We start from the raw sequence: 14,400 nt of genomic DNA on the forward strand, positions 1-14,400 counted from the left end.
TCAGAACCCGTACACGGCCTTGACGAGGAAGGTCCGGCTTTGTTGCGCAACAGTCTCCTGAATGAAGCCGGGGCCCACGGGATCGGCGTACCGTTTGTCGGTGAGGTTGTAGATCGAAAACGAAAGATCCGCGCCGCGAATCAGCCGGCGCGTGTCGAGCGTGAGGTTGGTCAGGCAATAGCCGCCGGCTTCGCCGTGCACGGCAAGACGCGAAGACGTGCATTGCATTTCGAGCCCCGTCATCAGCGCATTCGAGAAGAACGGCGCCGCGAGATTCGCTTTCGCGAGATGACGCGGCGAGTTTTGCAGCGCCACGCCGGTGTCCGAATCGTGAGCGATCTGATACGAGTAGCTCGCGCGCAAACGCGCACCGGCCAGATTTTGCTGGTACGCGAGTTCCGCGCCTCTCGCGTTTGCGCGGTGAGTGTTGCGGAAAATATAGAGGCCGGAATCGCTCAGCGTCGCGGTGATCAGATCGCGCGCGCTGTACTCGAATAGCGAGAGCGTGGCGCGTCCCGTCGTGGATAGGGCTCTTTCGTAGACGAGTTCGGTCGTCGCAATATGCTCCGCGCGCAGCGACGGATTCTGCATCTGGCCGCCGACGCCCGGCGCCGCGTAGTACATCTCGTAGGCGTTGGGCGCGCGATACGCCTGTCCGTACAGCAGCTTGAACGTGTCGCGCGGCGTCAGCTTATAGACAAGCCCGATGCGCGGACTCAGGTTGCCGTTCGACGCGGTTTGCTCGTCGTAGCGCAAGCCCGCATTCAGTGTGAAACTGGCGGGCAGTGTGATTTCGTCTTCTATATAGACGCCGGCGCGGTTGCCGCTGTGATGATCGTCGAGAAGCTGCGTATAAGGATCGACGTTGAAGTTGGTCTGGTCGAGGCGCGCGTCTCTCGCGAAGTCGGTGCCGATCACGATGCGATGTTGCGCGAGCGACGACACGGTCGCATGCACATCCGCGCCGTACCACAGTGCGTGGGCGCCATCGACGTTGCTCACATCCGGCGCCGGACCGGTCAGCGCGGGCATCCGGTAGTCGTAGCGGCCCCAGTACACCTGCGAGTTCAACATGACGCCGGACGACAGCGCGTGCTGATACGCGAGGTCCGCATAGCTGTGCGTATCGGTCACGCTCGTCGGCGTATTGAACACCGCGCCGTACGGCGCGTCGGGCACGCCCTTGGTGCGGTTGCCGTAAATGAAGCTGAACCGGAAGTCGCCATACGCGGCCTTGGCGAGAAAGTCTTGAGCGCGGTCGTAGTCGAGCCGGTTCGCGACGCCATGGTTCTGATCCGGCGTGTCGAATTCCGGGTAATAGAGATCCTGGCCGTTTCGTTCATACGATGTGGCCGAAAGCAGCATGTCAGCGCCGTGCGCGCCATGCCATCCATATGACGCGCGCGCTTTCTTCTCGCCATAGCTGCCCGCCGCGACTGCCGCTTCCGCGCCCGCGAGATCGCTGCCATTCTTCGTGATGACATTGATCACGCCGAACAGGGCATTCGCTCCATACACGGACGAGCCTGGACCCGGCACATACTCGATACGCTTGACGAGCGCCATGTCGAGCGGAAAGTCCGTGCCGATCGGCGCCTGGTCGAACACGCCGTCGTTCGTGCGCATGCCGTCGATCAGCAACAGAAAGCGGCTGTTGTAATCGCCCGGACGCTGGAAGCCGCGCGCGCCGAGATACTCGTACGAGCGGTCGTTCGTGATGTAGAGGCCGGGCAGCGACGCGAGCGCGTCGGCGAGCGTGCGCCAGCCGAACTGGCGGATGTCCTCGTCCGTGAGCACGACGACTGCCGCGGGCGCGTCGGTCACGGACTGGTCGAAGCGGGACGCAGTGCTGACGGTGACCTGCATCAGCGCTTCGAGGGGCATCGCCGCCAGGTCCACGGTGTCGGCAGCGGGCGCGTCGCTCGCACGCGGTTCCGCATCGGCGAACGCGGGCGACGAGCATAAGGTTGCCAGACCCGCAACCGAACACACGACGAGGCGATGCGAAAGGGAAAAGTAGGCGCGCGTAGTAAGAGCCATGACAGCTTGTCGATTGCGGAAACGCTCCTTGAAGTGGATCGTCATCTGCTGGTTATCGGCTGCGAGCGAGGAAGCTTGAGTCGGGGCGATGAGCGGCAAGCCCTGCTGGGCAAGGCTTACGGTTTGCCTTCAATGAGCGGGGCGCCGTTGTAAAAAGGCGCGGATCGTGGGTTGATTTGCGCCATGCGTCGGCGCACCAAAGCGCGGCTACGCGCGGCAAAACGGGTCCATTACGCGCCTTGCTAATTGGCGCAACAGCGCGCAGGGCATGGGTTTCGGCGGGATTCGCAGGACGGCGCGCCAGGACGAGGCACGCGGCTTGCTCACGGGACGCATTTCCTTTTGCGTTTTGCGAACCTATTCATCATGCGAGAAATCTCTTCCCCCCAGGCACTAGGCTCGATGCGACAGGCGATGATCGAACGCGATCTTGCCCACATCGAGCATGTCCTCATGCTTGCGCGCGCCGGCGCGCGTGAAAACCTCGCTTTTCCCGTGAGCTACTGGCACGAACGCCTGAGCCGCCTCAAGGATGGCGGCCAGTTGTGGGGCGCTCATCTTCAGAAAATCGACAGCTTGCAGCGATTGCTGAATGGCGCGATGCCGCCGGTTTGAGCCGCCTGGGGCACTCCACGGATTTGTTGCGAGCCTCTTCTTCTAAAGCGCCTCGCGCGCCTGGTTAGCCAAACACCGCCACGTGTCCTGAGTTTTCCCTCATAGCGCGCATGCGTGCCTTGACGTTGTCACGCATGTGATCAAGCATGCAGTCACGCATGCCGGCGTGCCGGTGCTGATCGGACGCGTCTGTCCTCATTGCAACGCGTCGTTCGAGATTGCATCTGTCGGCCGCTCTCTTTTCCCGCGTCGTCGTTTCTCTTCTGTTCTTTTCTCCGTTTTCGCCCTCCTGTGCTCACGCTCGCTCGTGGGCCACTTCGTGCGGCGCGCTTCTTGCGTCATGACCGCAACGCATGCCGGAGCATCGGCAGCGCGGTCAGCGAAGTGCACCGTCGTGCGCGCAAAACCACGGAGAGCGAAATGGAAACAGGAAAAGTGGAAGGAACTGTGAACGAAATTGGCGGCAAGGTGCAGCAGAAGGCGGGCGAACTGCTGGGCGATACGGGCATGCAAATGGCCGGCACCGCTCGCGAACTGGGCGGCAGGGCGCAACAGGTGTGGGCCGATCTCGCCGACGTCGTGCGTGAGTCCACCGTCGAACGGCCATTCACCGCGCTCGCGATTGCCGCGGCCGCTGGCTTCCTTCTCGGCGCGTTGCGCTCGGCAACGGCGCGCGACGATCGCGACAGGTAATACCGTTAGTTACGGTTGGCACAGAGCCGATTGCATCGTTTCGATGAAGCTCGCCGTCCGCTGACGCATCGGGCGGCGAGCCTTTAGCGGCGGCGTAATCGCTGCGGGAGATACAGGATGTCGATACATTCAAAACTGAGCCAATGGCGTAACGTCGCGCGATTTTGCAGTAGCCGCGCGGTCGATTACGCCGAACTTCTGGCTCTCGAACTGGACGAGGCCAAGTCCCGGCTGGTGCGCGAAGTCATCGCGATGGTCGTGCTGGCGGTCGCCGCCATGTTCACCCTTTCTTTTCTTTGCGTGGCCATCATCGTCACGGCGTGGAATACGCCTTACGTCGTAACGGTAGCGTGGGGCGTCGCGGCCGCGTGGCTGCTCATATCGATCGCCACGTTCGCGATGATGAAGGCGCAAAAACCCTCCGAGCCGCTGCACGTGTTGCGCGACGAAGTGTCCTCCGACCTCGAAGCCATGAAGGATGCGCTCAAATGAAACACGATCGGGCATGGCATCAGGAACACCGCGCAATCATCCTTCAACGGATGGCCCTGACACGCGCGCAATTGCTCTCGGCCAATCTGGCGCTGCACGCGCCGCGACGAAGCACGAAGGCGGCCGTGCCCGCCGTTCAGGTGATGACGTCGCTTGCCGACACGCCCTACCTGGCCCTCGTGCTGGCGGCGGGTCTGGCCGCCGTGCTCGTCGGACCGCGCAAGGCGATTGGCACGGTCGCGCGCTCTGGCGTGATGGCCTGGCTCACGAAGTCCGCGAGGAGCGTGTTCCAGCGCTAACGCGGCATGCGGCGCGCGGCGCCGCCTATTTACACGCGCGATGTAGCAACTATCGCGTGATGCCGGTCGCGTGGCGCGGTCGCACGGGCGTTCCCGCGGACACCGGCTAGCGGTGAACCATTCATTGTGGAGAAATTCATGAAGGCGCTCAGATGGCACGGCAAGAAGGATATCCGCTGCGATACGGTACCTGATCCGACGATCGAGCATCCGCGCGACGCAATCATCAAGGTGTCGAGTTGCGCGATATGCGGCTCCGATCTTCACCTCTACGACGGCTTCATGCCCGGCATGGAATCGGGCGACATCATGGGCCACGAGTTCATGGGCGAAGTGATGGAAGTCGGCAAGGAGAACACGGCACTGAAAGTCGGCGACCGCGTCGTCGTGCCGTTCACGATTATTTGCGGCGAATGCGAGCAGTGCAGGCGCGGCAATTTTTCGGTGTGCGAGCGCAGTAACCGCAACAAGGGCATCGCCGACAAACTGTTCGGCCACGCCACGGCAGGCCTGTTTGGCTACACGCATCTGACGGGTGGCTATCCGGGCGGCCAGGCCGAATTCGTGCGGGTGCCGTATGCGGACAAAACGCACGTGAAGATTCCCGACGGTCTCACCGACGAGCAAGTGCTTTTCCTCGGCGACATTTTCCCGACTGGCTGGCAAGCGGCCGTGCAATGCGATATCGATCCGGCCGACACCGTCGCGATCTGGGGCGCGGGTCCGGTCGGACAAATGGCGATTCGCAGCGCCGTGCTGCTCGGTGCGAAGCAGGTCATCGCCATCGACTGCGTGCCCGAGCGGCTCTCCATGGCGCGCGCGGGCGGCGCGATCACGATCGACTTCAAGAAAGAGAGCGTGCTCGAACGCCTGCAGGAATTGACGCGGGGCAAAGGCCCGGAAAAGTGCATCGACGCGGTCGGCATGGAATCGCATGCAACGCGCTCGATCGACTCGATGTACGACCGCGCGAAGCAGGCCGTCATGCTCGAAACGGACCGCCCTCATGTGCTGCGCGAAATGATCTACGTGTGCCGTCCGGCCGGAACGCTCTCGGTGCCGGGCGTGTATGGCGGACTCATCGACAAGATTCCGTTTGGCGCGGCGATGAACAAGGGCCTGACGTGGCGCATGGGACAAACCCACGTCAACCGCTGGACTGACGACCTGTTGCGGCGAATTCAGGAAGGGCAGATCGATCCTTCGTTCGTGATCACGCACACGGTCGCGCTCGATGAAGGGCCGCGCATGTACAAGACGTTCCGCGACAAGGAAGACGGTTGCATCAAGGTCGTGCTGAAGCCTTGAGCGGCTTTCATTGCGGCGCATGCGCGTCACGTTTTTCGCTCTATGAGCCGGCGCGATGGCGTCGGCGCTTCAAGATCAAGGTGATCCACATGGATGATGAATCGAAGCAGCAAGGCGCTCATACTTTGAAGGAAAGACTGCCGCAGCCGGACTCGGTCGCGCGCGGCCTCGGATGGTTCAGCATCGTGATCGGCGTCGCGCAACTGGTCGCGCCGCGCACGATGGCGCGGGCCGCGGGCGTGGAAGGCGGCGCGGGCGCAATGCGCGTCGCTGGCTTGCGCGGGATCGCCTGCGGCGTCGGCATTCTTGCGTCACGCAATCCGCGGGCGTTCTTGTGGGCTCGAGTGGGCGGCGATGCACTCGATCTCGGCTCGCTCGCGTTGTCGTCAGCGAGGCTCGGCGCGCGCGAGCGGCAACGCGCGGCGAGGGCGGCCGTCAATGTGGCATGCGTGGCCGCGCTCGACGTCTATGCCGCGAACGGCACGACGAGCGCGTCGCGTGCGCCGTCGATCGACTATAGCGACCGCACCGGCTTCGCGCGTTCCCCCGAAGCGATGCGCGGCGCCGCGCTTTCCGACTTCGACATTCCGCGCGACATGCGCACGCCGGACTTGCTCGCGCCTTATACGCGCAAGCAACAAACCGGCGCGAAGGGCGAGCGCCTACGCGCCGGAAGGATCACGAACGAAGCGTGAGTGCGCCTATGCATTCGAGTGCGAAAGCGTATCGGCCAAACGGCGCGACACGCTTTCTTCATCATGCGGACAGATCGCCTTTGCCGGCGGGATGTCCTTTCGGGTCCGGTTCGAGATCCGGATCGACATGATCGTGCTCCGGCGTGTACGGCCCTTCCGACGGATGCTCCTTGCCCTTGGGCACTTGCGTCGCGTCCATGTTGCCGTGCACGCGCTGCTTGACGGTGCCGTCGGATTTCACCGTGACGTCGTGCTCTTTCAGCGTTTCGCGCCGCTGATCCGCGCGTTCGACGGGATCGGATGGTTCGGGATTCATCGTTTTCTCCTTTGACGATTGATTCACGCTTGCAAGGAGTCGAGCAAACGCGATACCCGCGTCATCGCGGACGGTTCATCCGCTGCCGTGACGTCGGAATCAGGATGAAGCGAAAGCCGTGAGCGCGGAGACACGGCATGGCGGTCGGGCATTTCACTTTCACATGGCGGCGGGCGAGCGCGCCCGCAAGGACAGCGGCATTCCATCATGACAGTCGATCAACGGCTTCGCAGCATGCGCAAGACCATGCGCGACATGTTCGGCATCGCGCGTTTGCGCGCGGGCCAGGAGGACATCATTCGCAGCGTGTTGCAGCACCACGACACGCTGGCCACGATGCCGACCGGCGCGGGCAAGTCGCTGTGCTATCAGTTGCCTGCGCTGCATCTCACCGGCATGACGCTGGTGGTCTCGCCATTGATTGCCTTGATGAAGGACCAGGCCGACAAGCTGCTCGCGGCCGGCATCGACTGCACGCTGGTGAACAGCACGCTGCGCAGTCGCGCCGAACGCGAGGCGCTGCAACGGATCGCGGCGGGCGAGAGCGGCATTGTGTTCGTGACGCCGGAGCGTCTCGCGCAACCGACTTTCATCGCGACATTGCGCACGCGCCCCGAGAATCGGGTCGGTCTGGTAGTGGTGGACGAAGCGCATTGCGTGTCGCAATGGGGACACGATTTTCGCCCCGCGTTTCTGGAGATCGCGGCCGCGGTGAAGGCGCTCGGTCAACCCACGGTGCTCGCGTTGACCGCCACGGCGACGCAGCGTGTGATCGACGACATCGTGCATTCGCTTGCCTTGCGCGATCCGTGTGTGGTGCGAACCGGCACGTATCGCGAGAATCTGCGCTATCGCGTGGTGCAGGTCAGCGCGGCGGGCGGCAAGGACGGCGCGGCGCGCGCGATGGCCGCCAAACGCGAGCAGTTGTCGAAGCTGGTTGCATCGTTCGAGGGCGCGGGCATTGTCTACGCGGCCACCGTGCGCGATGTCGAGCGGATTCACGGCTGGATGAAGGAAGCCGGCGAGTCGGTGTCGCGCTATCACGGCCGCATGCGGGGCGCCGCGCGCGAGGAAGCCCAGGAGCGGTTCATGTCCGGCGGCACGCGCCTGATGATCGCGACCAACGCTTTCGGCATGGGCATCGACAAAGCGGATATACGCTTTGTCATTCACTACCAGATGCCCGGCAGTCTCGACGCTTATTATCAGGAAACGGGCCGCGCGGGCCGGGACGGCGAAGCGGCCGATTGCGTGCTGCTCTTCGATCTGAACGACCGGCGCATCCAGCAGTTCTTTCTCGCGGGACGCTATCCGAGCGCCGAACTCGCGCAACGCGTATACGACACGCTGGCCGCGCACGTCGCCGAAGAACCCGCAGGCGTCACGCTGGCCGCGCTCAAAGCGGCCTTGCCGGATGTGGGCGCGGGCAAACTGGAAGTCGCGCTGAACATGCTGGTCGATGCGCGGGTCGCGGGCCGCGACCGGCAACGCCGCTATGGTCTGCGTGATGGGAGAGAGCGACGAGAGCGGCGAGCGCATGAAGGCGCTCGGAAATCCGCACGCGACATGATCGCCGAAGCCGCCGCGCAATTCGAACAGATGAGCGCGCACGACAGGCAAACGCTGCAACAGATGATCGATTATGCGCAAACCGGCCAGTGCCGCTGGCGCGCGATTCTCGACTATTACGGCGACACGCCCGCTCTCGAGCGCTGCGGCGTCTGCGATAACTGCGTGCATCCGCCGCACATCGACGTCGCGCCGAATGCGATCGTTGCCGGGGAAACCTTAGCGGGCAACGCCTCTTCGCGCGGAAAAAAAAAGGAGCTGCGAAACCAACCTGTCTGGGCGCCCGGCGATGCGGTGCGCGTGCCGCGCTATGGCGCGGGCGAGGTGGCGCTCGCGAGCGGCGAGCAGGTGGCCGTGCAGTTTCCCGACGGCAGCACCCGCACGTTTCTCGCGAGTTACGTCAGGGCGGAACGCCGAGCTTCGGGCTTGCAGGCGGAAGTCGCCGCGGAACCCGCCGCCGAGGTCGCCTCGATCCGCGCGCGGAAGTAACGCGCGGTTTCCTTCAGACCCTCGCCGAGCGACGTTTGCGGCTGCCAGCCGAGCAACTCGCGGGCGCGCGAAATATCCGGCTGACGATGCCACGGGTCGTCGGTCGGCAGCGGATGCAATTCGAGCGGTGACGTCGAGCCGGTAATCGCGACGATCCGTTGCGCGATCTCGCGCATGCTGACTTCGTGGGGATTCCCGAGATTGACCGGACCGCCGGGATCGTCGGCAGTATTCATCAAGCGGATGAAGGCGTCGATCATGTCGTCCACATAGCAGAACGAGCGCGTTTGCGAGCCGTCGCCATAGACCGTGACCGGATCGCCGCGCAGCGCCTGCATCATGAAGTTCGATACGACGCGGCCATCGGCGGGGTGCATGCGCGGCCCATACGTATTGAAGATTCGGGCGATACGGATCGACAGTCCATGTTGACGGCGGTAATCCACAAAGAGCGTTTCGGCGCAGCGCTTGCCCTCGTCGTAACAGGAGCGCGGGCCGATGGGATTCACGTGGCCCCAGTAGTCTTCTTTCTGCGGATGCACGAGGGCGTCGCCATACACTTCGCTCGTCGATGCCTGGAAGATCTTTGCCTTCACGCGCTTCGCGAGGCCGAGCATGTTGATCGCGCCATGCACGCTCGTCTTCGTGGTCTGCACCGGATCGTGCTGATAGTGGATCGGCGAAGCAGGGCAGGCGAGGTTGTAGATTTCATCCACCTCGACGTAAAGCGGAAAGGTCACGTCGTGACGCATCAGCTCGAAATTCGCGCAGTCGAGCAGATGCGCGATGTTGTCCTTCGTGCCCGTATAGAAGTTATCGACGCACAGCACGTCGTGGCCTTGCGTGACGAGCCGCTCGCACAGATGCGAGCCGAGAAAGCCGGCGCCGCCCGTGACGAGAATCCGCTTGCGGGTGAGTTCTTTCATTTTGCATCGTCCTTGTGAGGGTTCGGCGGAGTTCGGCTCACGCTCGGGTTCAGGTCGTCACTTGCTGCAATACGTCGTGCCAGTCCTGCGCAAAACGGTCGATGTGAAAGCGCTCCAGCGCGGTGCGCCGCGCGCCTTCGCCGAGACGCCGCGCTTCGGCGGGATCGCGGATCAGCTCGTGCATCGCGTTGACAAGCGCGTTCACGTCCGTGTGCACGAAGCCGTTTTCGCCATTGCGAATCACGGTTGCGAGTTCGGTGGTCGCGAGGCCGACGATCGGCATGCCGATCGTCATGGCTTCGACAATCGCGAGACCGAGACTCGTCCAGCGAATCGGATTGAAAAAGAAGCGATAGCGCGCGCTGAACGCGGCCAGCTCCAGATTGCCGATTTCGCCGAGGCCGTCGAGCCGCTCCGCATCCATGCCGACCAGATCGAGCGGCACGCGCGTGCGCGCTTCGGCGAAGACGTCGGCGCCGAGCCGGCGGCCACGCTGCGCGAGATGATTCACGACCACGATGCCGCGTTCCAGTTCGCCGCTATAGTGCACGCCTTCGGGCACCACCACGCCGTGCTCGATCACGCGCGTGGGCGTCACGCCGCAATCCCACATCAACTGATTGAAGTGCGTGACGTGAACCAGCAGCGTGTCCGGGTCGTCCACCCAATGCCATTGCTGAAACGGGTTGTCCTGCGGCGGATCGTGTTCGATATACACGCGCGGCAAACGCCGCTGCGCTTCGCTCAACACATGCTCGCGGTCGTATTCCCAATGGGTCTTGTGCTGATACAGGATCACGTCGAATTCCTGATCGGGCACATCGTCCGCGTGGATTTCATGCACGTTGTCGCCCCACGGCAGCACCCCCACCTTGCCTGCGTAGCCGGGCGGATTGCCGGGCTTCGTGACCAGATAGAAGTCGTGCGGCGCCTGGGTCAGGTAGTACAGATAGTTGCCGTGCACATGCCATGTCAGCACGCGCAGGCGGCGGCAGTTACGCAGCATGATGAAACTCCTCGACGGGCTCGGCTGCGGCCGGTGCATGCAATGCGTAGGGCGCGGCAGGGCACGCGCCGCGCACTTCGGCGAGTTGCGCGCGCGCTGTCTCCACCACCTGATCGACGCCGATGTTGAGCGCGCAGGGATGGCCGTACGGGCACTCGCGAAACATGCACGGACGGCACGGCGGATAGTCCGCGAGCACGCGATGCCGCGCATGGTCGAGCGGCGCCCAGCGCCGGGTATCGCTGCCCGAGGCGATCACGACCGAGGCAGTGGCCATGGCCGCGGCAATGTGCGAGATGCCGGTGTCGTTGCACACGACGAGCCGCGCGTGCGCGACCAGCGCGGCCAGTCCGCCGAGCGAGGTCGTGCCGGCCACATGCAACGCGGGCGCCGTCATCGCGCCCAGCACCGCGCCGGTGAGCGACGCTTCGGCGGCGGTGCCCGTGATCGCGATCTGCCAGCCGTCGGCGGCGAGCTGATCCGCGACTTCGGCGAAACGTTCGGCGGGCCAGCGGCGCGACGGCAATTGCGCGCCAGGATGAACCAGCACGAGACGGTGCGCTTCGATGCCGTGCGTGGCCGCGATGGCCGCGTATTCGTCGCCGTCGCTATCGCCGAGCGGAAACGACAGGCGCCGGTCCTCGGGCGTTGCGCCGAGCGCGCTCATCAATGCAAGGTAGCGCTCGGACTCCGGCAATTCGTCGGGCCACGCGATGAACACACCGTCGCGTCGCGGCTCGTGCGGCTGCACGAAGCCCGCGTAAGCGCGCGCGCCGAACTGAAGCAGCAGATCGTTCGCGATGCCGCCGCTGCCGTGCAACTGGATTGCCAGATCGAAACGCCGCGCGCGCATCCGCTCATGAAACGCGGGAAGATCGCGATTTGTTTCGGGCTGCTCAGGAAATCCCTCGGCGCCAGGAAACACGATCAGTTCGTCGACGAGATCCGCGTAACGCTCGACAAACGTTTGCGCCCAAGGCAAGCCGATCAGCGCGATATGCGCGCGCGGCGCGGCGGCGCGCAATGCGCGCAAGGCCGGCACCGCGCACAGCATGTCGCCGAGCTGCAGCGCGCGAAAGACGACAATGCGACGCGGCGCGAGCGTGGCGAGAGACGGGGCTGCATTCATAGAAAGAACACCTTGTAACGGACAGCACCGTAGAGCCTCCAGAAGATCGAGAGGAACGGAATGGGGACGGAGGTCCATGCCATTTCGGCGATATGCCGCAAGCTGCGGTCCCGCCCGCGCAAACGCGCCACGCAGAACCATGACGTGAGCGCGGCCCACACCAGCAAGGCGATCGTCAAGGTGTTGCCGTCGCCGATCGACGCGCCAATCACGGCGGCCACCGCCGCGCACAGAATCAGGTAATAGAGCAGCGGAGCCGCCGAGCGAATGCGTGTTCTGAACAGTTCGGGATGCTTCTTGTAGAGCAGCGCGTCGAACTGGCTCTTCTTCTGCTGCGAGATGCTGACGCCCCAGCGCGCGGGACGCACGGGATGCACCACGATCGCATTGCTCGCTCGCACGATCTTGCCACCGGCTTGCAGCAGCGCGAATTGCAGGTCGGAATCTTCGCGCCACGCCGACGTGAAGCGTTCGTCGAAGCCGCCTGTCAGCGTCAGAAAACTGCGCGCGACGAATACATTGGCGGTCGCGAACTCGGCGCGTTCGAGGCCGCTCGCGTCGGCTTCGTAGTCGGTCGGCGAGTCGGGCAGCGGCACGACGATTCTGCCCGCGGCGGCGGCCGCGTCCTGGCGAATCGCGGTCAGTCCTTCTTCGAGCCAGTGCGGATCGGGCAACGTGTCGTCGTCGGTGAAGGCGATTACCGGCGAGCGCGCCAGTTGCCAGCCCGCATTGCGCGCGCCGGCCGGCCCTTGCGTGCGCGTGACCGGCACGTAGCGCACGGAGAGGCCGCGCCGCGCCTGCTCGTCGGCGAAACGCGTCACGCAGTCGCGCGTCGCGTCGTCGGGGCCGTCGTCGCAGACCACGATTTCGTAGCGGTCGGCGGGAAAGTCCTGTTCGGCGAGCGCGCCCAGACACTTCGCAAGCATGTCGGGGCGGCGATAAGTCGGCACGACCACCGACACGTCCCGGTTCGCGAGCAGCACGCCCGGATGGTCGGCGACAAGCGGTTCGGCCACGCTGTGCAGGCTGCCGAAACTGCCTCGCACGTCGATCGGTCCCGTAGCGGAGGGGCTCATGCGCTGCTCCCTCCTTTCTCGACGAGGAACGGACCGATCACGAGCGCGTCGAGCGGCGAAGTCCAGAACGATTCCACGGCATCGCGCGGCGAATTCACCATGGGCTCACCGCGCGTATTGAACGACGTGTTGACCAGAATCGGCACGCCGGTGCGCGCGTTGAACGCGGCCAGCAGATCGTAGTACAGCGGATGCTGCGAGCGGTTCACGGTCTGCACGCGCGCCGTGCCGTCCACGTGACGCACGGCGGGAATGCGCGCGGCCTTGTCAGCCTGCACGTCGAACACGAACAGCATGAACGGCGCGACCTTGCCGTTCACGAACCATTCGCTCGCATGCTCTTCCATCACGACGGGCGCAACGGGACGGAAGTCCTCGCGGTCCTTGATCTCGTTGAGTTTGGCCTGCATGTGCGGATCGACCGGCGACGCGAGGATCGAACGCGCGCCGAGCGCCCGCGGACCGAACTCCGTGCGGCCCTGATACCAGCCGATCACCTTGCCGTTTGCCAGCAGATCGGCGGTTTCGCCGGCAATGTCCCGAAGCCGCCGATACGGCACCTTCGACCATTGCAGAAACTGTTCGATTTCGGCTTCAGGATAGTCGGGGCCGAGGTACGCGTGATCCATCGTCCAATGACGCGTGCGGTCGCCGCGCGCGCTGCGCTCGCGATAGTCGGTCCAGAGCGCGGCGCCTAGCGCGGTGCCCGCGTCGCCGGCTGCGGGTTGGACCCACACGTCTTCGAACGGGCCCGCGTCGCGCAGCTTCGAATTCATCACGCAGTTCAGCGCGACGCCGCCCGCCATGCTGAGTCTGCTCAAGCCGGTCTTTTCGTGCAGCCAGCCCGCGAGTTGCAGCACCGTTTCCTCCAGCACGCGCTGCAACGAATGCGCGATGTCGAAGTGACGCTGTTCGAGCGGGCCGCCGCGTTCGCGCGCCGGGCCGAAGCGTTGCACGAGGCGCGGCGCGTCGACGGTATAGCTGCCGTCGCCGCGATAGCGCACGATGTCGCGGAACACGTCGACATGTTCCGGCTTGCCGTACGAGGCGAGCGCCATCACCTTGTATTCGTCCGACGAGTGCAGGAAGCCGAGCCAGTCCGTCACGGCTTCATAGAGCAGACCGAGCGAATGCGGCAACTCGACCTGTTTGAGCCGCGTGTATTCGCCGCCGACGAATTGCCCCATGCTGGTCGTCACGCCTTCGCCGCGGCCGTCCATGGTGAGCACGGCGGTGTCTTCGAAAGGCGCGGCGAGAAACGCACTCGCCTCATGCGCGAGATGATGGTCGACGAAATGCCACTTGAAGCCGTTCTCGCGATCCACGCCTTGAAAACGCTTGCGCAGATGATGAGGCGCGCCGTCGAGCAATTGCCCCTTGGCGTTCGCAATGTAGCTGAGAAAGAGCGGGTCCCACGGCGACGCGGACGGGTTCGTCAGGTGTGTGGCCGGATCGAACGGCAGTTCGATGGTCGCGCCGGGACGCGTGGGCATGCCGCCGAAGAGGCTCGGATCGTACGAGTAGGCGACATGATCGACGTCGGCGAGCGTGATGCCGGCGGCTTTCAGGCAATAGTCGATGGCGTCGAACGGCAGTTGCCAGGTCGAGAACGGCACGGGGCGCTTCGCATGCTTGACGTGCGTGAAGCGTTCGTCTTCGGCGGCGGCGAGCACCACACCATCGCGCAGCAGGGCTGCGGCGCTGTCGTGATAGACGGCATTGATTCCGAGTGTGTACATGGGCGTTC

General features: G+C 64.3%; 14 protein-coding genes. 7 read left to right on the forward strand and 7 right to left on the reverse strand.

The features are described 5' to 3' along the window. Positions 1-2,040 (reverse strand): TonB-dependent receptor plug domain-containing protein, encoded by a 2,040-nt coding sequence (locus VOM14_RS10880; RefSeq protein WP_327628714.1) that lies wholly within the window; start codon positions 2,038-2,040, stop codon positions 1-3. Positions 2,041-2,454: 414 nt separating this feature from the next. Between VOM14_RS10880 and VOM14_RS10885 the strand changes: the two genes are divergently transcribed. From VOM14_RS10885 to VOM14_RS10910, 6 genes are all read left to right on the forward strand, one after another. Beyond that, positions 2,455-2,655, forward strand: coding sequence for a hypothetical protein (locus VOM14_RS10885; protein ID WP_327628715.1), 201 nt, complete (start codon positions 2,455-2,457; stop codon positions 2,653-2,655). Positions 2,656-3,075: 420 nt separating this feature from the next. After that, positions 3,076-3,348, forward strand: a complete 273-nt coding sequence (locus tag VOM14_RS10890) for a CsbD family protein (protein ID WP_327628716.1) — start codon at positions 3,076-3,078, stop codon at positions 3,346-3,348. 117 nt (positions 3,349-3,465) lie between these two features. Further along, the gene (locus tag VOM14_RS10895) at positions 3,466-3,840 is read left to right on the forward strand and encodes a phage holin family protein (RefSeq protein WP_327628717.1); all 375 of its coding nucleotides are present in this window, start codon (positions 3,466-3,468) and stop codon (positions 3,838-3,840) included. After that, complete coding sequence (locus VOM14_RS10900; RefSeq protein WP_327628718.1) at positions 3,837-4,139, forward strand: hypothetical protein; 303 nt, start codon at positions 3,837-3,839, stop codon at positions 4,137-4,139. Before VOM14_RS10895 ends, VOM14_RS10900 begins: the two co-directional genes overlap by 4 nt. A 138-nt stretch (positions 4,140-4,277) precedes the next feature. Beyond that, positions 4,278-5,447 carry a zinc-dependent alcohol dehydrogenase gene (locus tag VOM14_RS10905; protein WP_327628719.1) on the forward strand — a complete coding sequence of 390 codons (1,170 nt, stop codon included), beginning with the start codon at positions 4,278-4,280 and terminating at the stop codon, positions 5,445-5,447. 89 nt (positions 5,448-5,536) lie between these two features. Then, on the forward strand, positions 5,537-6,142 hold the full coding sequence (locus VOM14_RS10910; protein WP_327628720.1) for a hypothetical protein: 606 nt from the start codon (positions 5,537-5,539) through the stop codon (positions 6,140-6,142). 61 nt (positions 6,143-6,203) lie between these two features. Here VOM14_RS10910 and VOM14_RS10915 read toward each other — a convergent pair whose 3' ends face one another. Beyond that, positions 6,204-6,458, reverse strand: coding sequence for a hypothetical protein (locus tag VOM14_RS10915; RefSeq protein WP_327628721.1), 255 nt, complete (start codon positions 6,456-6,458; stop codon positions 6,204-6,206). 207 nt (positions 6,459-6,665) lie between these two features. On the opposite strand from VOM14_RS10915, the gene VOM14_RS10920 reads away from it, so the two are divergent. Next, the gene (locus tag VOM14_RS10920; protein ID WP_327628722.1) at positions 6,666-8,516 is read left to right on the forward strand and encodes a RecQ family ATP-dependent DNA helicase; all 1,851 of its coding nucleotides are present in this window, start codon (positions 6,666-6,668) and stop codon (positions 8,514-8,516) included. Here VOM14_RS10920 and VOM14_RS10925 read toward each other — a convergent pair. From VOM14_RS10925 to VOM14_RS10945, 5 genes are read right to left on the reverse strand one after another with little or no spacing between them, the layout of a single operon-like run. Beyond that, complete coding sequence (locus tag VOM14_RS10925; RefSeq protein ID WP_327628723.1) at positions 8,423-9,442, reverse strand: UDP-glucuronic acid decarboxylase family protein; 1,020 nt, start codon at positions 9,440-9,442, stop codon at positions 8,423-8,425. The genes VOM14_RS10920 and VOM14_RS10925 overlap by 94 nt on opposite strands. Positions 9,443-9,491: 49 nt before the next feature. Next, positions 9,492-10,448 (reverse strand): glycosyltransferase family 4 protein, encoded by a 957-nt coding sequence (locus VOM14_RS10930; protein WP_327628724.1) that lies wholly within the window; start codon positions 10,446-10,448, stop codon positions 9,492-9,494. Continuing rightward, the gene (locus VOM14_RS10935) at positions 10,438-11,577 is read right to left on the reverse strand and encodes a glycosyltransferase family 9 protein (RefSeq protein WP_327628725.1); all 1,140 of its coding nucleotides are present in this window, start codon (positions 11,575-11,577) and stop codon (positions 10,438-10,440) included. Before VOM14_RS10935 ends, VOM14_RS10930 begins: the two co-directional genes overlap by 11 nt. Further along, entirely contained in the window at positions 11,574-12,653 is a 1,080-nt protein-coding gene (locus tag VOM14_RS10940) for a glycosyltransferase (protein WP_327628726.1), read from the reverse strand. The genes VOM14_RS10935 and VOM14_RS10940 overlap by 4 nt, the downstream gene beginning before the upstream one ends. Next, positions 12,650-14,392: a carbamoyltransferase family protein gene (locus VOM14_RS10945; RefSeq protein ID WP_327628727.1), complete on the reverse strand. Its 1,743-nt coding sequence runs from the start codon at positions 14,390-14,392 to the stop codon at positions 12,650-12,652. The genes VOM14_RS10940 and VOM14_RS10945 overlap by 4 nt, the downstream gene beginning before the upstream one ends. Positions 14,393-14,400 lie beyond the last annotated feature (8 nt).

This window comes from Paraburkholderia sp. MPAMCS5 (assembly GCF_036016995.1).
In the GTDB taxonomy this organism is placed as follows: Bacteria; Pseudomonadota; Gammaproteobacteria; order Burkholderiales; family Burkholderiaceae; genus Paraburkholderia.